At 70.0% G+C, this 18,829-nt stretch carries 15 protein-coding genes and 1 pseudogene; 5 read left to right on the top strand and 11 right to left on the bottom strand.

The window, feature by feature from the left end:
- The first annotated feature begins 15 nt into the window (after positions 1-15).
- The 4 genes from QMO56_RS15705 to QMO56_RS15690 are packed head-to-tail and all read left to right on the top strand — an operon-like array spanning position 16 to position 5,592.
- Positions 16-1,182 carry an acyl-CoA dehydrogenase family protein gene (locus QMO56_RS15705; protein ID WP_283527137.1) on the top strand — a complete coding sequence of 389 codons (1,167 nt, stop codon included), beginning with the start codon at positions 16-18 and terminating at the stop codon, positions 1,180-1,182.
- The gene (locus QMO56_RS15700) at positions 1,179-2,366 is read left to right on the top strand and encodes a CaiB/BaiF CoA-transferase family protein (RefSeq protein ID WP_283527135.1); all 1,188 of its coding nucleotides are present in this window, start codon (positions 1,179-1,181) and stop codon (positions 2,364-2,366) included. Before QMO56_RS15705 ends, QMO56_RS15700 begins: the two co-directional genes overlap by 4 nt.
- Positions 2,363-4,510, top strand: a complete 2,148-nt coding sequence (locus QMO56_RS15695) for an acetate--CoA ligase family protein (protein ID WP_283527133.1) — start codon at positions 2,363-2,365, stop codon at positions 4,508-4,510. Before QMO56_RS15700 ends, QMO56_RS15695 begins: the two co-directional genes overlap by 4 nt.
- Positions 4,510-5,592, top strand: a complete 1,083-nt coding sequence (locus QMO56_RS15690) for an acyl-CoA dehydrogenase family protein (RefSeq protein ID WP_283527131.1) — start codon at positions 4,510-4,512, stop codon at positions 5,590-5,592. The genes QMO56_RS15695 and QMO56_RS15690 overlap by 1 nt, the downstream gene beginning before the upstream one ends.
- Before the next feature lie 353 nt (positions 5,593-5,945).
- Here QMO56_RS15690 and QMO56_RS15685 read toward each other — a convergent pair whose 3' ends face one another.
- From QMO56_RS15685 to QMO56_RS15655, 7 genes are read right to left on the bottom strand one after another with little or no spacing between them, the layout of a single operon-like run.
- Positions 5,946-6,860, bottom strand: coding sequence for a hypothetical protein (locus QMO56_RS15685; RefSeq protein WP_283527129.1), 915 nt, complete (start codon positions 6,858-6,860; stop codon positions 5,946-5,948).
- A 24-nt stretch (positions 6,861-6,884) separates the two neighbouring features.
- A complete protein-coding gene (locus QMO56_RS15680) occupies positions 6,885-7,181 on the bottom strand; it encodes a hypothetical protein (RefSeq protein ID WP_283527127.1) in 297 nt (98 codons plus the stop codon).
- A complete protein-coding gene (locus QMO56_RS15675; RefSeq protein WP_283527125.1) occupies positions 7,178-8,113 on the bottom strand; it encodes a DUF6282 family protein in 936 nt (311 codons plus the stop codon). The genes QMO56_RS15680 and QMO56_RS15675 overlap by 4 nt, the downstream gene beginning before the upstream one ends.
- Positions 8,114-8,126: 13 nt before the next feature.
- On the bottom strand, positions 8,127-9,197 hold the full coding sequence (locus tag QMO56_RS15670) for a dihydroorotate dehydrogenase (RefSeq protein WP_283527123.1): 1,071 nt from the start codon (positions 9,195-9,197) through the stop codon (positions 8,127-8,129).
- A 7-nt stretch (positions 9,198-9,204) separates the two neighbouring features.
- The gene (locus QMO56_RS15665) at positions 9,205-10,473 is read right to left on the bottom strand and encodes a TRAP transporter large permease (protein ID WP_283527226.1); all 1,269 of its coding nucleotides are present in this window, start codon (positions 10,471-10,473) and stop codon (positions 9,205-9,207) included.
- 5 nt (positions 10,474-10,478) lie between these two features.
- Positions 10,479-11,018: a TRAP transporter small permease gene (locus QMO56_RS15660; protein ID WP_283527121.1), complete on the bottom strand. Its 540-nt coding sequence runs from the start codon at positions 11,016-11,018 to the stop codon at positions 10,479-10,481.
- A 9-nt stretch (positions 11,019-11,027) separates the two neighbouring features.
- The gene (locus QMO56_RS15655; protein ID WP_283527119.1) at positions 11,028-12,044 is read right to left on the bottom strand and encodes a TRAP transporter substrate-binding protein; all 1,017 of its coding nucleotides are present in this window, start codon (positions 12,042-12,044) and stop codon (positions 11,028-11,030) included.
- A gap of 196 nt (positions 12,045-12,240) precedes the next feature.
- On the opposite strand from QMO56_RS15655, the gene QMO56_RS15650 reads away from it, so the two are divergent.
- Positions 12,241-13,062 carry an IclR family transcriptional regulator gene (locus tag QMO56_RS15650; RefSeq protein WP_283527117.1) on the top strand — a complete coding sequence of 274 codons (822 nt, stop codon included), beginning with the start codon at positions 12,241-12,243 and terminating at the stop codon, positions 13,060-13,062.
- On the opposite strand, the pseudogene QMO56_RS15645 reads toward QMO56_RS15650, so the two are convergent.
- From QMO56_RS15645 to QMO56_RS15630, 4 genes and pseudogenes are all read right to left on the bottom strand, one after another.
- Positions 13,008-13,208 (bottom strand): annotated as a pseudogene (locus tag QMO56_RS15645) (hypothetical protein); the annotation flags it as partial. The gene QMO56_RS15650 and the pseudogene QMO56_RS15645 overlap by 55 nt on opposite strands.
- Positions 13,209-14,255: 1,047 nt before the next feature.
- Positions 14,256-16,049, bottom strand: coding sequence for a transglycosylase domain-containing protein (locus tag QMO56_RS15640; protein ID WP_283527115.1), 1,794 nt, complete (start codon positions 16,047-16,049; stop codon positions 14,256-14,258).
- A gap of 137 nt (positions 16,050-16,186) precedes the next feature.
- Positions 16,187-17,137: a GTP-binding protein gene (locus tag QMO56_RS15635; protein WP_283527113.1), complete on the bottom strand. Its 951-nt coding sequence runs from the start codon at positions 17,135-17,137 to the stop codon at positions 16,187-16,189.
- Positions 17,137-18,693, bottom strand: coding sequence for an amidohydrolase family protein (locus QMO56_RS15630; protein WP_283527111.1), 1,557 nt, complete (start codon positions 18,691-18,693; stop codon positions 17,137-17,139). Before QMO56_RS15630 ends, QMO56_RS15635 begins: the two co-directional genes overlap by 1 nt.
- Positions 18,694-18,829 lie beyond the last annotated feature (136 nt).

Genomic DNA, 18,829 nt, shown 5'->3' with positions numbered 1-18,829 from the left:
GGCGGGAGGATACCGATGGAAACCGCGAGCGACCTGCCGCCCGAGGCGCTGGACGCGATGGACGATGCCAGCTTCCGCCTGCATGTGCGGCAGTGGATCGAGGCGAACTATCCGCCGGAGATGCGCTTCCCGCGCCGCCGCCTGCACTGGCGGGAGAACCGGCCCTGGTACATGGCGCTCTCGGCCAAGGGCTGGCTGGCGCCGAACTGGCCGCGCGAATACGGCGGCATGGGGCTCGGCGCCACCAGGCAGCTCATCATGATCGAGGAGCTGGAGCGGCATGGCTGCGCCCGCGTCAGCGACATGGGGCTGATCATGCTCGGCCCGCTGCTGATCAGGCACGGCTCGGAGGAACAGCGACGGCGTTTCCTGCCGCGCATCCTTTCGGGCGAGGATATCTGGGCCCAGGGCTATTCCGAGCCTGGCGCCGGCTCCGACCTCGCCGCGCTGCGGCTCGATGCCGCCGATGCCGGCGACCACTGGGTGCTGAATGGCCAGAAGATCTGGATCACGTTGGCCAATGACGCCAACTGGCTCTTCGTGCTGGCCCGCACCGACAAATCGGGCAAGAAGCAGCAGGGCATCTCCTTCCTGCTGATGCCGGCCGACACGCCGGGCATCACCATCCGCCCGATCATCAACCTCGACCTGCATGACGAGTTCTGCGAGATTTTCTTCGACAATGTCCGCGTGCCGAAGGACATGGTGGTCGGCGAGGTCAACCAGGGCTGGACCTATGCCAAGGCGCTGCTCGGCTTCGAGCGCATCGCCATCGGCTCCCCCAAGCTCTCCTCGAACGGGCTGGCGCGGCTGTGGCGGCTGGCCGAGGCGGTGGGCAAGGACCAGGACCCGGTGTTCCGCGACCGCTACGCGCGCTTCGCGATGGAGCTGGGCGACCTCAAGGAGCTCTACGAATCCTTCGTCGCCGCGCTGAAGCGGGGCGAGACGCTGGGGCCGGAGGTGTCGATCCTGAAGATCGTGCAGACCGAGCTGTTCCAGCGCATCACCGATGCCATGCTGGAGGTGGCCGGCGGCCATGCCGGGCTGCTGGACCCGATGCCGGGCGAGGGCCTGCACCCTGCAGGCCAATTCCTGCTGGCGCGGCCTTCCACCATCTTCGGCGGCTCCTCCGAGATCCTGCGCAACATCCTGGCCCGCAACGTGCTGGAGCTGCCGGCATGAGCACCCTGCCGCGCATCCGCGTGCTCGACATGACGCGGATCTTCGCCGGCCCTTGGGCTGCCCAGATCCTGGCCGATTTCGGCGCCGACGTGGTCAAGGTGGAGCACCCGAAGGGCGGCGACGACGTGCGCCGCATGGGCTTTCCCCGCCGTGACCCGGCAGGGCGGGAGACCGGCGAGACCTCCTCCTACCTGGCGATGAACCGTGGCAAGCGCTCGGTCGCCATCGACATCGCGGCGCCGGAAGGGCAGGCGCGGCTGAAGGCGCTCGTCGCCAGGGCCGACGTGCTGATTGAGAACTTCAAGGTCGGCGGCCTGCGCCGCTTCGGGCTGGATTATCCCGCTTTGGCGGCGGTCAACCCGCGCCTCGTCTATTGCTCCATCACCGGCTTCGGCCAAAGTGGCCCCTATGCGGCGTTGCCGGGCTACGACCCCATCTTCCAGGCGATGAGCGGGCTGATGAGCGTCACCGGCATGCCGGAGGGCGAGCCCGGCGCCGGCCCTGCGCTGGTCGGCTACAGCGTCTCCGATCTCAATGCCGGCTTCTACGCCACCATCGCCATCCTGGCCGCGCTGCACCACCGGGACACCGTCTCCGGCCGTGGCCAGCACATCGACCTCGCGTTGCTGGACGCGCAACTCGCCGCACATTCCCATATCGCGATGAACTATCTCGTCTCCGGCCGCATGCCGGTGCGCGCCGGCACCGCCTCCCAGATCAACACGCCCTGGCAGGCCTTCGACACCGCCGACCGGCCGCTGATGGTGGCCATCGGCAACGACCGGCAGTTCGCGCAGTTCTGCGCCGTGCTTGGGCTGGAGGGGCTGGCAGAGGATCCGCGCTTCGCCACAAATCGCCAGCGCATGGCGCACAGGCCGGACCTGTTGCCGATGCTGCAGAAGGCCTTGCTCGCGCGCGGCGCTGAGGAGTGGATGGCGCGGCTGAACGAGGCCGGCATCTCCTCCGGCCCGCTCAACGATTTCGGCGCGGCGGCGGCGGACCCGCAGCTCAACCACCGCGGAATGTGGCGCCGCATGCCGCATCCGGACGGCGGGGAACTGCCCTTCATCGCCAATCCCGTGAACTTCTCGGCGACGCCCGTCGCCTATGGCCGCGTGCCGCCGCAACTCGGCGAGCATACGGAGGACGTGTTCGCCGAATGGCTCGGGGAGGGGGCGGCATGAGCCGCTTCGCTCCGGAACGGTTGCGACGTTTCCTGCAGCCGCGCAGCGTCGCCATCGTGGGGGCCACGTCGCGCGCGGGGGCCTTCGGCGCGCGCGTGCTGGAGAACCTGTCTGCCTTCCAGGGCCGCATCCATCTGGTCAACCCGCGCTACCGGGAGATCGACGGCCGCGCCTGCCATCCCAACCTGGCGGCCCTGCCGGAGGCGCCGGATTGCGTCGCCATCGCCACCCCGCGCGAGGGCGTGGCGGCGGTGCTGGAGGAGGCGATCGCGGCCGGTGCGGGCGGGCTGGTGGTCTTCGCCGCGGGCTTCGCCGAAACCGGCCTGCCGGAGCGGATGGCGGCGCAGGCGGCGCTCTCCGCGCGCGCCGCCGGGGCCGGCCTGCCGCTGCTCGGTCCCAACTGCCTGGGCTTCGCGCATTTCGGCAGCGGCGCCGGCGTCACCTTCTCGGCGGGGCCGCCGGTCCTGCCGCCCGCCGGCTTGCGGCCGCCCGCCATCGGCATCGCCAGCCAGTCGGGCGCCGTCGGCTTCGCCCTGGCGCAGGCGGTGGAGCGCGGCGTGCCCGTCAGCCATGTGCTGACCTCGGGCAATGCCGCCGGGCTGGACATCGCGGAGCTCGTCGCCTTCCTGGCCGATGCGCCGGACTGCGCGGCCATCGCCTGCGTGCTGGAAGGCGCGCGCGAGCCGCGCCGCCTGCTGGAGGCCATCGCCCAGGCGGAGGCCGCCGGCAAGCCGGTGGTGGTGCACAAGATGGCCTCCGGCCAGTCCGGCGCGGCGGCGGCCCTGTCCCATACCGGCGCCGTCGCCGGCGGCCATGCCGTGTGGCGCGCCGCGCTGGCCGGCGCGGGGGCGGCGGTGGTGGAGGATCTCGGCGCCGTCATGGAAATGGCCTCCTTCCTGGCGCGCGCGCCCGCCGTGCCGAAGGGGGCAGGGGTGGCGGTGGTCTCCACCTCGGGCGGCGCCTGCATCCTGGCCGCCGATGCGGCGGAGCGGCATGGCGTGGCACTGCCGCAGCCGGGCGAGGCGGCGCAGGCGGTGCTCGGCGGCCGCATCCCCGAATATGGCTCCGCCCGCAATCCCTGCGACCTGACGGCGCAGGTGCTGAACGACCCCGAGGCGCTGGCCGCCTGCACCGGCGCCCTGGCGCGGGACCCCGCCTTCGGCCTGCTGCTCTACCCCAACACGCATGCCTATCCCTTCTCGCTGAACCGCCTCCCCGTGATGGCGGAGATCGCGGCGCGCGAGGGGCGCTTCCTCTGCGTGCCCTGGGTGGCGGAGCGGCGGGAGGGCGATGGCGCGGCGACGGCCGAGGCGGTGCCGGGCGCCGCGCTCTTCGCCAGCGTGGATCGCTGCTTCGCCGCCATCGCCGCTTGGCAGGCGCGGGCGGCGCGGCGGGCGCGGCCACCGGACAGGCCTTCCGCACGCCTCGCGGAGGCGCAGCATGCACGGGTGGCCGCCTTGCTGGAGGGTGGCCCGGTGCTGACCGAGAGCCGCGTCAAGGCGGTGCTGGCTGCCTGCAGCGTGCCGGTGGTGCCGGAACTGCTGGCGCAGGACGCGGACGAGGCCGTCGCCGCCGCGGAAGGCTTCGGCTTCCCGGTGGTGCTGAAGGCCGAGAGCCCGGCGCTTCCACACAAGACCGAGGCCGGCGTGGTGCGGCTGAACCTGCGCGACGCGGCGGAGCTGCGTGCCGCCTATGCGGCCATCCTCGCCAGTGCCGCGCGTGCGGCACCGGGCGCGGCGATCGACGGCGTGCTGGTGCAGCCGATGCTGCCGGCCGGCCTGGAGGTGATGCTGGGCGCGCATCGTGATCCGCTGTTCGGGCCGGTGGTGGCGGTCGGCCTGGGCGGCGTGCTGGTGGAACTGCTGGAGGATGTGGCGGTGGCCCCGGCGCCGCTCTCCCCGGCGCGGGCGCGCGCGATGCTGGAAGGGCTGCGCGGCGCGCGGCTGCTCCAGGGGTTCCGTGGCGCGGCGCCGGTCGATCTGGAGCGGCTGGCGGAGATCGTCTGCCGCATCGGCGAGTTGGTGGTGCGGCATCCGCGCATCCGTGAGCTGGACGTCAACCCGCTGATCTGCGGCGCGCAGGGCATCGTGGCGGTGGATGGGCTGATCGCCCTGTCCGTGCCGGGGGAAGGGGAGGAGGAATGATGGACGGCATGATGGAGCAGGCCGAGGCGGAGCGGCGGGAATCGGTCCGCATGATCCGCGAGAGCGCCGCCGGCCTGGCACCCCGGCACGGCGACTTCGCCCGGGTGCGGGCGCTGCGCTATGCCGATCCCGGCTATGATCCGGCCGTCTGGCGGGCCATGGGCGAGCAGGGCTGGATCGGCCTGCGCGTGCCCGAGGCGCATGGCGGCTTCGGGCTTGGCATGGCCGAGGCCTGCGCGCTGGCGGAGGAACTGGGCCAGGCCCTGGCGCCCGAGCCGCTGGTGGCCGGCGCGCTCTCCGCCCGGCTGCTGGCCGCCGCCGGCGACGAGAGCCTGCTCCCCGCGCTGCTGGAGGGGCGCAGCCTGGTGCTGACCGCCTGGCAGGAGGCGCCGGACAGCCTGGAAGCGCCCGGCACGCCCGGCGCGGCGCGGCTCTTCCTGCCGCAGGCCGCCGGGGCGGAGACCCTGCTGGTCCCCGTCGCGGAAGGCGGTGCGCTGGCGCTCTACGCCCTTCCCGCCGCGGGGCAGGCCCTGCGCCTGCAGCGCACCCAGGATGGCGGCAATATCGGCACCCTGGAGCCCGACCTGTCGGGCGCGCGGCGCCTGCATGGCGATGTCGGCGCGGCGCTGGCCATGGCGCTGGAGGAGGCGGCGCTGACCACCGCGGCCGGCCTGCTCGGGCTGATGGAGCGCGCCTTCGCCATGATGCTCGACTACCTGCGCACGCGCCAGCAGTTCGGCAAGCCGCTGGGCAGCTTCCAGGCCCTGCAGCATCGCGCGGCGGACCTGCGGATCCAGATCGCGCTGAGCCGCGCGAGCGTGGAGGGCGCGGCGCGCAGCCTGGATGCCGGCGCCCCGCCCGGCACGGCCTGCGCCGCCATCTCGCGCGCCAAGGCGCGCACCGCCGAGGCGGCGATGCTGGTCACGCGCGAGGCGGTGCAGATGCACGGCGCCATCGGCTACACCGACGAGCACGATATCGGCCTCTTCCTGCGCAAGGCCATGGTGCTGGCGAATGCCTATGGCTCCGCCGCGCTGCACCGGAGCCGTTTCCTGGAGAAGGCGGATCCACTGGCCGCGTGAGGGCGCCTTCCCCACCATGGCGGCCATCAGCCCGCCCCCCGGGGCAGGGCGATTGCCGCCCTCCGACCGGCGCCAGGAGCAGCGGCAGGCGTGTCCGCTTGCCGGGCGGACTGTGTGCGAGGCGGCGGCCGAGGACATGTCGCGCGGCACCCCTGGGCCGCAGTGCCGGCTTGTCCTGCGACGTGAGGGGCAAGCCCACTTTCTCTTTCAAACCGCCTTCTTGATACATGCTCGGGCGGCGCCCGCAGGAGCCGCCCCCATCCTCCTCTGTTCGGCAGATGAAGCCCGGGGCGACGGCCGGAGCGCCAGCCCCGGCCAAAGCCATCCGCGGCTCCATCCGGACGCTTTCAGCTTCAGGTCCCTGCAATGTCGGCGGGCATCGGGTAGTCGGCAGCGTTGAGCACCCAGCCCTGCTTGAGCGAGAAGTCGGTGCGGGGCGGGCAGAAGATGTCCACCAGCTGATTGTCACCCGGGCCGACCGACTCCGTCGTGTGAACCGAGGGAGGCGGGATGATGGCGACGGAAGGCGTGCCGCAGTGCTCGTGATCGTCATCCCGCCACTGCGCCTTGTCCGGCAGCCAGGGCCAGCGCAGGTGGTGGATGAACTCCCCCTTCAGGGCCAGCGAGCACTGCTCGAAGTCATCATGGTGGTGCGGCGAGAGCTTGCTCGGATCGCGCGGGCCCTCATAGACCTCCAGCCAGTTCACCATGAAGGTGGTGCAGCGCCAGATCCGGCCGAAGCGCCCCTTCTCCGGCGGGACATCCAGCGAGTAGCTCCGCAGCTTGTAGCCGTCCGGCGGGGCGGGCCAGGGCTGCAGCGGCGCCACGTTGGGATGCGGCGTCGCGTAGGAGGCGGCGTTCGCGCAGCGTGCCGCCAGATCGGCGGAGGCCGTCGTGACCAGGCGGACGATCCGCCCGCCGCTCAGCACGCGAACGCGGCTGGGGCCCGGCGGCACGAAGGCCAGCCGGAAACCGGAGAGGGTTTCGGTGCCATCTGCTGTCGTCACCTCCACGCGCGTCTCTGGGTCGGGCAGCAGCAGCACGTACTCGTCCGGCTGCTCCTTCCGCTCCAGGACGGCGCCGGCTTCGGCCTCGGTATAGGCCACGACGAAGTTCTGGCCCCGGGCGTACCAGCTGCGGGCGAGCTCCGAGGTCTCCTGCGGCGGCATCTCGTAGAACTTGGCGTAGCCGGCGCCGGCGAGCGCGACGGGCTGGGCTGCGGCGCGGGCGGGGGCGAGGCCCGCCCGGGCGTCGGATGCGTCATACATGGTCGGCGTCTCCGCGGTTGGGGTTCACGGGGCGGCCCCGGCCGGGGCGGGCGCGTACTCCGCCGCAGCGGGACCAAGGAGCCAGGCTTTCTCCCGGCGCGCCGCTGCCGCCAGCAGGCTGGGGGCGGAGCCGGGGACGAAGGCGGTGATGCCCATCTCCGGCAAAGGCGCGGCCTGGGAGGACGGGCCGGTGGCGCCGGGGGCGGCGAAGTCCCGCTCCCTCAACCCGGGCCACTCGGCCTGGCAGGCGGCCGGCGTTCCGGGGAAGGTGCCGGGCCGCACCTCCCCCGCGCGCAGCCGGCGGCGGAAGGCGTCGCTCATTCCAGGCCCATCAGGCTCTTGGCGTTGGTGGAGACCATGGCGCGCACATCGTCCTCGCCATAGCCGAGGTCGAGCAGCATGGCGATGATCTGGCGGAAGCCCTCGACCGGGGTGGGATTGCCGTTCTGGCCGAGATCGGAGCCGAAGAAGGTGTTCCCCACCCCGCCCGCCTCGATCACGGCGCGCAGGTGGTCGGTGTCCATCTGCTGGAAGCCGCAGGGGACGAACATGCAGATGGAATGCTCCATCTTCACCCCCATCGAGACGAGGCTGCGGATGTCCGCCATCGTGCCTTCGTTGACGTAGGTGGGGTGGTTCAGGAACAGGCGCCGCACGCCGCGCCTGCGGGCCTCCTCATAGAAGGGAAAGGCCTCGCGGATGTGGTGGTGCCCGGCGGAGACGGTGGCATCCGCCTCCGCGATCATGTCGAGGATCTCCTTCACCGCGTCGCGCACGGTGCCGGTCTCGTCCACCAGCGTCATCCCCTCGACCTCGCGGGTCTTCTTGGTGTTGGTGGGGAACTTGTTCTTGAATTCGGCATCCTTGCGGTCGTGCTCGATGTGGTTGAGCGCGTGCGCCGTCGGCATCCAGACGATGCTGGCGCCCTGCCTGAGCGCATAATCCACCGCCGAGGGGTTCAGTCCGCCCAGCGGGGCGTTCAGCACGATGGCACTGAGCACCTTCACCTTCCGCGCGTGATGGGCGTTCATCAGGTGCGCGATCGGCATCGTCGGGTAGTAGTGGTCCTTCAGCAGGATCGCCGCCATGCCGGCGGCGTCGGCCTGCTGCACCGCCTGGACGTGGTCGATCTTGCGCGGCATCAGGGAGGGGCCGCTGTGGATGTGCAGGTCCACCGCGCCCTGCATGAGGCGGTCGATCCGGGCAAGCCGCTCCAGGGTTTCCGTCGTTCCGCCGGTGATCTGGGCCTTCATGGATTCTGTCTCCTCAGTTCGTCTTGCCGGCCGCCGGGAAGGGCGGGACATAGGCGCGCCAGTTGTCGTCGAGCGGCGGCATGTCGGCGAAGCTGCGGCGGCGGTCCGCCGCCCTGCCGACCAGTTGCGCCGCGGTGAGATCCTTGGAGACCAGGTAGCCCTCCAGCTGCGCCAGGCTCTCCGCGATGAGGCCGGGACCGCGCAGCATGACGGGCGAGGCGATCCCCACGGCGGAGGCGCCGGCCAGCATCATGCGCGCCATGTCCAGCCCGTCCCGCGCGCCGTTGATGCCGATCAGCGACGCCTGCGGCCCAAGCCGCGCCCGGCTGAGGGCGAGCCAGTGGCAGGTCAGCGGCAGGTTCCAGTAGCCGCCGATGCCGAGGCTGGTGCCCAGCAGCGGCGCGCAGGTCTCGAGGTCGGGCAGGAAGCCCAGCAGCCGCCCGGCCATGACCACCGAATCCGCGCCCGCCGCGATGGCCGCCCCGGCCAGTTCGGGCACCCGCTCGCTCTGCCCGGTCACCTTGATCCAGAGCGGCAGTCTCGTGACGGCGCGCACCCGGCTCACGATATGCGTCACGCGTTCGGGCAGCAGTTCCGTGCTGACCGCGCCCTTCGCCGCCTGCGAGGCGTAGGGCGTGCCGATGTTGAACTCCAGGGCGCGCAGCCCGGCCTGCTCGACCTGGCGCACCAGGCCGAGCGCGGTGTCCAGGTCCGCCAGGATGAGGCTGGCCACCAGCAGCGTGCCGTGGCGCGCGGCGAAGCGGTCCAGCGCCACCGCCTGCTCCAGCCAGCGGTCGAAGGGCAGCGGGCTGAGGCCCGAGCGTGTCGCCAGCGTCACGTCGCGCGGCGCATCCGGCCGCCAGGGCACCGGGTTCCAGTCGTGGTCGAGCGCGACGTATTCGGCGCGCCGCAATTGCTCCTTCGCCGCCTCGGACTCGTTGGTGGACTTCACCACCACGGCGCCGGCCCCGGCGAGGATCGCCGCGCGGAGGTTCTCCGGGTCGATCATGTGCTCGGCGGAGGCGGCGATCAGCGGGTTGCGGAGCGTGAGGCCGCCGATGCGGGTTTCCAGTCGTGCGGTCATGGCGCCCTCATCCGACGATCAGGTTGGGCAGGAACAGCGCCAGCTGCGGCACCAGCGCCAGCGCCGCCAGCACCAGCAGGGCGATGCCGATCATCGGCAGCGACTGCAGGGCGACCCGCTCCATCGGCCGCTTGGCGATGCCGGCGACGATGAACAGGCAGATGCCGACCGGCGGCGTCGTGAAGCCCACCAGCACGTTGAACACCACCATGACGCCGAGATGCACCGGGTCCATCCCCAGCGCCTGGCCGATGCCCATCAGCGCCGGCACCGTCAGGATCAGCACGCCCACGGCGTCGAGGAACATGCCGAGCACGAGCAGCGCCAGGTTGACCAGCAGCAGGACGAGGAAGCGGTTCTCGGTAATGCCGAACAGGCCGTCCACCACGGTCTGCGGCAGGCTCTCCATGGCGAAGATGAAGGCGGCGATGTTGGCCATCCCCACCAGCAGGTAGATTGAGGCGGTGGTGACCGCGGTGGCCACCAGCGCCCGCCGCAGATAGTCCCAGCTGAGCGCGCGATAGTAGAGGCCCGCCACCAGCAGGGCATAGACCGCGGCGACCGCCGCCGCCTCGGTCGCGGTGAACACGCCGCCGCGGATGCCGCCGACGATGATGACCGGCAGCAGTAGAACCGGAAGCGCTTCGGCGGCCGCGGCGAGGATGCCGTGCAGGCCGACGCTCTCGAATTTCGGGTAGCCGCGCCGCCGGGCGATCCAGATGGCATAGGCCGTCAGGCAGGTGGCGAGCAGGAAGCCGGGCGCCAGGCCGGCGACGAGCAGGCGGGCGATGGAGGTGCCGCTCAGCGCACCGTAGATGATCATGGCGATGCTGGGCGGCACCAGCGGCGCCATCACCGAGCTGACGCCGATCAGGCCGGCGGCGTAGTCCACGTTGTAGCCCTGCCGCTTCATGTCGGGGATCAGCACGGAGCCGAGCGCCGCCGCGTCGGCCGCCGCGGAACCGCTGACGCCGCCGAACAGGAAGCTGCCCCAGATGGCGGTGAGCGAGACCCCGCCGCGGAAGCGGCCGACGATCGAATTGGCGAAGTTCAGCAGCCGGCGGGTCAGGCCGCCCACATCCATGATGTTGCCGGCCAGCACGAAGAGCGGCACCGCGAGCAGCACGAACTGGTCCATGCCCGCGAACATGCGCTGCGGCACCACCAGCAGCAGATGCGGCTGGTCCGTCGCCAGGAAGTAGGCGACGCCGGTGATGCCGAGGACAAAGACGATCGGCAGCCCCATCAGGAGCGTGCCGAGAAAGGCGAGGCCCATCCAGATCACAGCCCGCTCTCCTCGGGGTGGCCTTCCCTCGCCAGGTGGCGCAGCACGCCGTGCAGGGCCACGTGCAGGGCCATCAGCAGCCCGCCAACCGCGACCGAGACGTGCACCCAGAACAGCGAGACCTCGAAGGCCACCGCCTGCTGGGCGCTGGTGCGGTCGGCGAAGTCCCAGCCGTACCAGGCGACGAGGAGGCAGAAGGCGACGATGAGCAGGCGCCCGGCGGCGTCCACCACGCGCGCCGCCGATGCCGGCAGGGCCTCCACCGCGAAGCGCATGCCCAGCATCTCCCCGCGCGAATAGGCGAGGCCGGCCAGCAGGAAGACCGTCCAGACCATGAGGTAGCGCATCAGCTCCTCGGACCAGGACAGGGAAGCTCCCATCACGTAGCGGGCGAAGACCTGCAGCGCCGCGACCACGGCCAGCATGGCGATGCTCGCCGCGCCCAGAAGCTCCAGGATCTGCAGATAGATGCGAAGCGCGCGCGCCGCGCGGCCGGCGCCTGGCTGGGCTGTGCCGCTGAGGAGAAGCTCGGACATGGAGGCCGCTCAGGCGCCGGAGGGCAGGCGGTCCGCGGCGGCCACAAAGGCGGCGATCGCCGGGTCCTTCTTGCTGTAGGTCTCGACAACCGGCTGCACTGCGGAGCGGAAGTTCTGCTCGAATGCCTCCGAGGGCTCGACAAGCGTCATGCCGCGCTCCTTGAAGGACGTCACCAGCCTGTCGTCCAGCGCCTTCACCGTCAGCACCTGCGGTTCGACGACGCGGTCGGCCGCCTCGCGGATGGCCTTCTGCTGCTCTGCCCCGAGCTTCTCGAGGCGCCGCTTGTTGATCAGCAGCAGACCCGGCCAGAAGTAGTGCCCGGTGAGCGTCACGTTATGGGCGATCTCGTAGTACTTCTCGGCCTCGATCGAGGTGAGGTTGATTTCGACGGCATCCAGCGTGCCGGTCTCCAGGGCGGAGTAGACCTCGCCGTAATTCATCGGGGTCGGGTTGACGCCCACCGCCTTCCACATGTCCAGGAACAGGCGCGACGGCGCGACGCGCGTCTTGAGGCCGTGGAAATCGGCCATCGAGCGGACCGGCTTGTCAACGGTGAGGAAGTGCCGCCGGCCGCCGTCATAGAGGCCGAGCCCCACCATCCCGTGCGGCTCCAGCTTCTGCAGGATGGCCTTCGCCTCGGGCGAGGCTGCGAGGCGAGCGAAATGCGGGTAGCTGCGGGTCACCCCCGGGAGCTGGAAGGCGTCGATGGCGGGGACGGTGGTCGCCAAGGCGGAGGAGGAGTTCACCGTCATGTCGACGGTGCCGAACTGCACGCCCTCCATCAGCTCCTTGACGTCGCCGAGCTGCCGGGCGGGGAAGATCTGAACCTTCACCTGCCCCCCGGAGATCTCCTCCACCGCCTTCTTGAAGCGGAGGGAGGCGTCATGGAAGGGATGGGCCTCGAAGGTCGCGTGCCCGAGCTTGAGCGTCACGGGTGCGGCTTCGGCACGCCGGATATGCGCTGCCGCCAAGGCCCCTCCGAGAAGCGTGGTGCTGAAGCTCCGCCGGGAAAGCTTGCCTGTCATCGGACGTTTCCTTGCTGTTGTTCTCATGTTGGGAACAGCGTTTCAGAAACGCTAGGTCAGGCAGAGCCGGCGGTCAAAGGGGAATCCTCGCAGGGAAGAAAATTTTTGATCTGCAGCAGGGAAAAAGGCCGGGCCTCTCCCCAGTTCTTGACAGAAAAGCCGAAACTACGTTCTCATAACGAAAACAGCTTCCTGGATGGATATGGACGAGGGCGGATCTTACAAAGGCGTCCGCGCGGTTGAGGTCGCCCTGCGCGTGCTGGAGACGGTTGCCTTCTCACGTGAGCCCTTGGGGGTGACGCAGATCGCCGGAGTGGTCGGGGTAGCCAAAGGAGCGGTCTTCAGGCATCTGAGCACACTCTGCGACGGGGGGTACCTCGTGCAGGATGCGGCGACGAACCGCTATCGCCTGGGCCCCAAGGCCTATCTGATCGGGCGGCTCGCGCCCCCGACCGGCGATCTGGCCTCAGCCGCCGAAGGGGCAATGCGCGAGGCGCGGGAGCAGACCGGACTCGCGGTCGTCCTCAGCACGCCAACCGCGCGGAGCGCCTTCGTCATTGCGACCTTCTCGGGACGGCAACCGATCGAGATCGGCGTGCGGGAGGGCAGCGAACTCGCCCTGCACGCATCGGCGCAGGGCAAAATCTTCCTGGCCTTCGGCCCGAAGTCGCTCGCCGACCGTGTGCTGGCGTCCCCCTTGCCGGCGCTCACCGGCCGCACGATCACCGATCCCGACGCGCTGCGACAGGAGATTGGCAGGGTCCGGGCGCAAGGCTGGGCCACCGCGCCCGAGGAGAGTCTGCTTGGGATCAACACCATCGCTGCCCCGGTCTTCGACCACACCGATACTCTCGTGGCAGCGGCAGCACTCGTCGGATCGATCCAGCACATTCCGAGCGAGCCGGACGAGCAACTTCGCAATGTTGCGGTGCGTCTCGCTCAGGCGGCGTCCCGTGCGATCGGTCACGGCATGATTGAAACCGCCCGACTGCAGCATGCGGTCAAGCTGAGGACCTGATTGCCTGCCTGGATTGTAAAGGATTTCTGTTCTTGCCAAGTGTCGCAGCCGGCCTGGAAGGGCATGCGCCACCGCGGCGCCTTGAGATGCTTGGCGAAGCTGTATGCGGTGACGTAGGCGAGTGGCTGCAAATGAGCTGAGGCGCTGCACTCCCCAGCGCTGACCGATGACCTTGAAGTTCTCCAGGAGCAGGACGTCCCGGCTCATCTTTTCCAGGCCGCGCAGCCCGAGCATGCCGAGATCGGCCCGCAGCCGCAGGCGGAGCAGATCAGTGACGTGGTGACCCCCGGCTTCCCCGCGAGGGCCGCGGCAGCAGGCGTTCGGCCGCCGGTTCCAGCTCCTCAAGCGCGAAGATCCTGCGCAGGCGGCGCGGCTTGCGGCGTGCCTCTGCCACAGTGCGGGATGGCGGTGCCGTCAGCGAAGAGGCGGGAGGAAATTGCTCGTGCTGCCTGCCTGGCCTGCGGTGCTCGGATCCTTCCCTGCGGGCATGCCGGATAGGGTCGGAGAAGGTCGGGTCACAACGCGCTCGCCTTGCCGGTGCGGGAGCTTCATCCCGGGAGCCAAGGCCGCGGATCTCGACATCGAAGCGGCACGCCGCGCTGTGCAAATGGGTCTCCATCGCCTCTCGTGCCAACCTGCGGCCGTGAGCCGAGCTGCATAAAAGCCAGGGATGCGCTCAAGTTGAGGAGGACGGTCGCCGCTGCACCTCCTTTGCGGCCTGATCTTCCGCCGCTGCGGTTCGCGCGCAGGATCGTCGCTGCGGCGACGGGGAAAGCGGACCCGCCCTCCCGGGGAGGGTGGCAGAAGGGACGCCTCAGCCTATCGGCGATGCTGATCGGTATCTGCTCTCTCGTTCCCTCGGCTGCTTTGGATGGAGTTCCTGCGCCAGGCCTGCCGCCGTGCTCAGCGCTCGGCGGATGGGGCGCTCAACTCGCCCATGCCCGGCGGGCTCGCACCCACGGCTCTGGCGGCTCTCTCGCATTCAGCACAGCCGCTGCCATCACCCGCGGCGCGATGGCGCCGAGGGCCATCATGTCCGCTACCTGCGTTTCGCGCCCTGTCGCGATGGCAAGGATCAATGCCGTTGCAGCCGGCCCTTTGGGCCGAGGACCCGACAGCGGGCTTCGGCCAAAGCGGGATGACAGCTTCCGCGCACCTGCGGGCCAAAGCTGCCAACCGCATCGGCCGCATATTCAGGAGCTCTTCACAGCCTCCATCATCACGGCGCGCCAAATCTGAGCGGGCAACCCGCCGCCGGAAACACCAAGCATCGGCTTGTTGTCGCTGTTACCAAGCCACACGCCGGCCACATACTCTTCGGTGAAGCCGATGAACCAGGCGTCGCGATTGGCGCTGGTCGTTCCGGTCTTGCCGGCTGCCCAGAATCCGGGGTCCGCAGCCCTGCCGGTTCCTTGCTGAACAACCCCTGAGAGCATTTGCCGCATGGCCTCGGCATGCTGCGGTGCCATGACCTGCCTGACCTGCGAGCTTTCCGGGCGCACGCGAATCAGGGTTTCCGTGCCTGCTGAATCCTGAACCTTCTGTACCGAATAGGGTATGACCATTCTGCCGTGATTGGCGACACTGGCAAAGGCGGCCGTGAGGTCAACCAATCTGGCCTCATAGGTCCCCAACGCCAGGTCACCGGCCTCGCCTTCCAGGTCATCGGCGACGTTCAGAATTCTCACCAGCTCCCTGACTTCGTCGGCGTTCTGCATGGCCAGCCGGACCGCGGCGGTGTTGGATGACTTCTCCAGCGCGGCGGCCAGCGAGATTTCACCGAGATACTTGTCATCGAAGTTTCTGACCGCGCGGCCGCCCAGTGTCAGAGGGGCATCGCTGACCCTGGTATCGGGCGTGCTGCCTTCCTGAAGGGCTGCCAGGTACACGAACAGCTTGGCCACGGAGCCTGGCTGCCGCTTGGCCTGAGTGGCGTGATCCCACTCCTTCTGCCGGTAATCGCGTCCGCCCACCAGCGCCACCACTGCGCCGTCATACCGCATGACGACCACTGCGCCTTCCTCGATCTGCCTGGCCCGGGCGTGCTGGTGCAGTGCCTGCCGCAGGTGCCTCTCGGCGATCGCCTGGATTTTCAGGTCCAGGGTGGTCGTTATGGTTCGCGTGCCCTGCCGTGCGGAAGCCGCGGAATTGGCATTGGCTTCGCTCTCGGCCCAGCGAGCGAACCAGCCGATCTGCGTGCCGCGGGGGTAGACGCCTCCCCAGGCGGATCTGGAGGGGGCAAGGGTGACATTCTGCTGCCTGGCGCGGTCTGCCGTCCTGCGGGAGAGGTAGTTGGCCTCCACCATCTGCTCGATGACCCGGAAGCCCCGATCACGCGAGACTTCGAAGTTGCGATGGGGATTGTATCGGTTGGGCGCAGGCAGCAGCCCAACCATCATGGCCGACTCCAAAATGCTGAGATGGCGCGCATACTTGTTGAAGTAGACGCGCGCGGCAGCCTCGATGCCGTAGGCGTTGCCACCGAAGAAGACCCTGTTGAGATACACGAACAGGATGTCTTCCTTGCTCAGGTTCAGCTCCAGGATCGGGGCAAGCACTGGTTCCTCCAGCAGCTTCCGCACGATCGGGCTGTGTTCCTTGAGATAGATCTCCTTGATCGTCTGCTGGGTCAGCGTGCTGCCGCCCTGGGTGCGCCCCGTGAGCGTGGACCAGACAGCGCGCGCCATGGATCTTGGGTCCAGGCCCCAGTGCTCGTAGAATCGACGGTCCTCGCTGGCCACCAGGGCGTTGATCAGGTGCTTGGGCAACTGGCCGAATGGCACCGGCGGGCCGTAATACGCCCCGCGCGCGCCCATGAACTCGCCCTTCGCGCTGAGGATTCGCACTCCGTCTTCGCGATTGTCGGTGATCAGGCGGTCTGCGTCGACGAGCTCCAGCGCCTCGGAAGTGCGAGGCGCTCCGGCTGCCAGGCCCAGCAACGCGAGAAAACGTCTTCGGTCTAGTGTGCTGTCAAGTGACATGGACATTGCCGGCGCATGTCTCCTGGTACACCAGACCAGGCCGAGCGACAGCTAACAACATGCGGCGCCCGCCCTTGGGCAGGCGGCACCTCCAGAAGCCAGGTTCCAGGCAGGCGCTGGCCAGAAGCGGCTGCCCTCAGGTTCTAGGAGGCAACCACGCATCCATCCAGGGCCGCAGCCATCTCTGCGGGGGAAAGCCGGCCGATCTCCGCGATGAACACGATCCGGGCGCGTGGGAGCCCGGCGGGGGGTGCCCCCACCCCCTGCCCCATCGGCGCCAGCGTTGCGCGGCCGCCGGCCAGCTGGAACAGAAACGGACGGCCGGGCTGCTCCACCGTCTCGAACACGCCCTTGGCCCGCGCCAGCCGGGGTGCCAGCCGCCCGATGGCCGCCTGCAACCGGGGCAGGGAAAGGAGCGCATCCGCCGTCCAGTTCAGCGCCTCGAACCGATCCGCATGCGGGCGGCGGCGGCCTGGCTCCCGCGGCACTGGCGGACGGGCGGGATCTTCCGGGAGTACCAGCGGCAGTGGCACCCGGCCCTGCGGCGCCTCGACCAGGACCGCCGCCGGGCGGATGGCCGCCACGGCCGCGCGGATGCGTTGCCGCCCGGCCTCGTCGGCCAGGTCGGCCTTGCTCAGCGCCACCACGTCGGCCATGCGGAGCTGGGCGCGCAGCAGCGGATCCTCCATCGCCTCGGGGGAGGCGGCGGCGTCCACCACGCACAGCACCGTCTCGAGCGGCGCTTCCCGCCAGATCACCGGGTCCATCAGGTTGCGCACGATGTCGGCAGGATCGGCCACGCCGCTGGTCTCGATGACGATGGCCTCCGGCCGCGGCGCGCGGCGCAGCAGGGTGGCCAGCGTGCGCAGCAGGTCGCCTTCCAGCGTGCAGCAGATGCAGCCATTGGCCAGGCTGACCACCCCGTCGCTGGCACCCGCGATCAGCTCGGCATCGATGTTGATGGCGCCGAAATCATTGACCACGGCGGCGATCCGTCGCCCGCCGGCCTCGGCCAGGATGTGGTTGACCACCGTGGTCTTCCCCGCCCCCAGGAATCCGGTGACGAGCAGGACGGGGACGGGACCGCCCGCCATCAGCGGGCCACGGTGGGCCGCCGCACCGGCTCGCCGGGTCGCGCCGCCACATCCATCACGCCATCGGCGATCACCGGCTCACCGCTGACGATCAGGTGCCGCACGCCCTCGGCCGGACGGTTCATCGCCGTGAACTCCGCCTTGTCGCTGAGCGTCTCGAAATCGAAGACCACCACATCGGCATCGGCGCCCACCGAAAGCCGGCCCTTGCCGAGCATGGCGGGCGTGCTGGCCTCCAGGATCTGCGCCGGAATCAGCGAGCACTTGCGGATGCCTTCCAGCAGCGACACCGCCTGCCGCTCGCGCACCCAGTGGCGGATGAAGCGGGTGAAGCATCCGGCCGAGCGCGGATGCGAGGTCGCTTCCTCCGGCAGCGGCCAGGCATCGCCCGTATAGGTGCTGCCATCCGGCATCGACCAGGGCATGGCATCCGAGGCGATGGCGCCGCCGGGATAGAGCACCGCCATGTCGAGCAGCGCGCGGTGGCGCTCGTTGTGCTCGGTGTCGAGCACGTGCCACAGCACCAGCTGCGAGGGATCATCGGCCTGCGCCGCCAGCAGCTCGTCGCGGTCGCGGAAGCGGTGCCCGTCCGTCACGCGCTGCACGGAATCATAGCCGAGCCCGTTGCGCGCCTCGAATTCCGGGTCGCTGAAGAAGGCGGCCGCCAGCACGGTCGAGCCGGTGCCGTAGGGATAGGCCTCGACCGTGATCGGCAGGCCCTGCAGCTGCGCCTTGCGCACCAGCTCGTAGCAGCGCGCGATGTCGGTCTTGCTGGAGCTGTTGAAGTGGCAGATATGCATATGCGCGCCGGTGGCGCCGGCATAGCCGATCAGGCGGATATAGGCCTCGGCGGCGCTCTTCGGGTCGATCCGCGCCATATAGGCGACATGGGTGAAGGTCGGCACGTTGTGCGCCGCTGCCAGCTGGCACACCGCCGTCAGTTCCTGCACGCCCGCGCCGGGCGCATAGGCGTTCAGGATGCCGATGCCGATGCCGCCCTCGTTCAGCCCCTGCGCGATGCGGTCGAGGATTCCCGCGACCTCCGCATCGCTGGCGATGTTGTCCATCCAGCGCCGGTCGCGCATGGCGCGGCCGAAGGCCTCCAGCGAGGATTCCTCGTTGGTGCCGACCATCGCGCCGATGCGCGCGAAGGCCCAGTTGGTGGCGGCACCGTAGTTCAGGACGCGGCCCTGCTCCGCCTGGCGCCGGTACCAGGAGGCGACCGGCATGACCCCGGCCTCCAGATCGAGCGTCGTGGTCACGCCGTCGAAGGCCTGCATGCGGTCGGCGGGGACGGACTGGCCATGCGCGTGCAGGTCGATGAAGCCGGGGGCGACCACCAGCCCGGTGGCGTCGATCACCTGCTCGGCCTCCCCCAGGCCGGTCCCGACGGCGGCGATCCTGCCATCCTGGACCACCACATCCGCGATGGCATCCATCCCGCTCGCGGGATCCACCACCCGGCCGCCGCTGATCACCAAGGCACCCATATCGCCACTCCGCCTGCCAGAACTCGAACCACGCCGCGCCTCCCGCGGACCGGCGGCTTGCGCCACCGGTCGCAGCAGGCCCAGGATACGGTCAATAGAGGCGCAATCTGCGGCGGCCGCAATGAAGGAGGAGGCAGAATTGGCGCTTCCGGGCCGGAGGGGGAGCCGGCCCGCGCGTGACGGCCAATGGGAGGGGCGGCGG

The sequence above is a fragment of the Roseomonas sp. E05 genome (assembly GCF_030063475.1).
Lineage (GTDB): Bacteria > Pseudomonadota > Alphaproteobacteria > Acetobacterales > Acetobacteraceae > Pseudoroseomonas.
The sequence above is the reverse complement of the archived record's forward strand: the minus strand, read 5'-3'. Positions and strand labels throughout refer to the sequence as shown.

What these genes read in the sequence shown, in the direction of transcription:
- QMO56_RS15700 (WP_283527135.1), top strand. Translation starts at nt 1,179, where the DNA reads ATGAGCACCCTGCCGCGCATCCGCGTGCTCGACATGACGCGGATCTTC.
- QMO56_RS15655 (WP_283527119.1), bottom strand. Translation starts at nt 12,044, where the DNA reads ATGACAGGCAAGCTTTCCCGGCGGAGCTTCAGCACCACGCTTCTCGGA.
- QMO56_RS15675 (WP_283527125.1), bottom strand. Translation starts at nt 8,113, where the DNA reads ATGAAGGCCCAGATCACCGGCGGAACGACGGAAACCCTGGAGCGGCTT.
- QMO56_RS15640 (WP_283527115.1), bottom strand. Translation starts at nt 16,049, where the DNA reads ATGTCCATGTCACTTGACAGCACACTAGACCGAAGACGTTTTCTCGCG.
- QMO56_RS15670 (WP_283527123.1), bottom strand. Translation starts at nt 9,197, where the DNA reads ATGACCGCACGACTGGAAACCCGCATCGGCGGCCTCACGCTCCGCAAC.
- QMO56_RS15680 (WP_283527127.1), bottom strand. Translation starts at nt 7,181, where the DNA reads ATGAGCGACGCCTTCCGCCGCCGGCTGCGCGCGGGGGAGGTGCGGCCC.
- QMO56_RS15665 (WP_283527226.1), bottom strand. Translation starts at nt 10,473, where the DNA reads ATGGGCCTCGCCTTTCTCGGCACGCTCCTGATGGGGCTGCCGATCGTC.
- QMO56_RS15685 (WP_283527129.1), bottom strand. Translation starts at nt 6,860, where the DNA reads ATGTATGACGCATCCGACGCCCGGGCGGGCCTCGCCCCCGCCCGCGCC.
- QMO56_RS15705 (WP_283527137.1), top strand. Translation starts at nt 16, where the DNA reads ATGGAAACCGCGAGCGACCTGCCGCCCGAGGCGCTGGACGCGATGGAC.
- QMO56_RS15635 (WP_283527113.1), bottom strand. Translation starts at nt 17,137, where the DNA reads ATGGCGGGCGGTCCCGTCCCCGTCCTGCTCGTCACCGGATTCCTGGGG.
- QMO56_RS15660 (WP_283527121.1), bottom strand. Translation starts at nt 11,018, where the DNA reads ATGTCCGAGCTTCTCCTCAGCGGCACAGCCCAGCCAGGCGCCGGCCGC.
- QMO56_RS15695 (WP_283527133.1), top strand. Translation starts at nt 2,363, where the DNA reads ATGAGCCGCTTCGCTCCGGAACGGTTGCGACGTTTCCTGCAGCCGCGC.
- QMO56_RS15650 (WP_283527117.1), top strand. Translation starts at nt 12,241, where the DNA reads ATGGATATGGACGAGGGCGGATCTTACAAAGGCGTCCGCGCGGTTGAG.
- QMO56_RS15690 (WP_283527131.1), top strand. Translation starts at nt 4,510, where the DNA reads ATGGACGGCATGATGGAGCAGGCCGAGGCGGAGCGGCGGGAATCGGTC.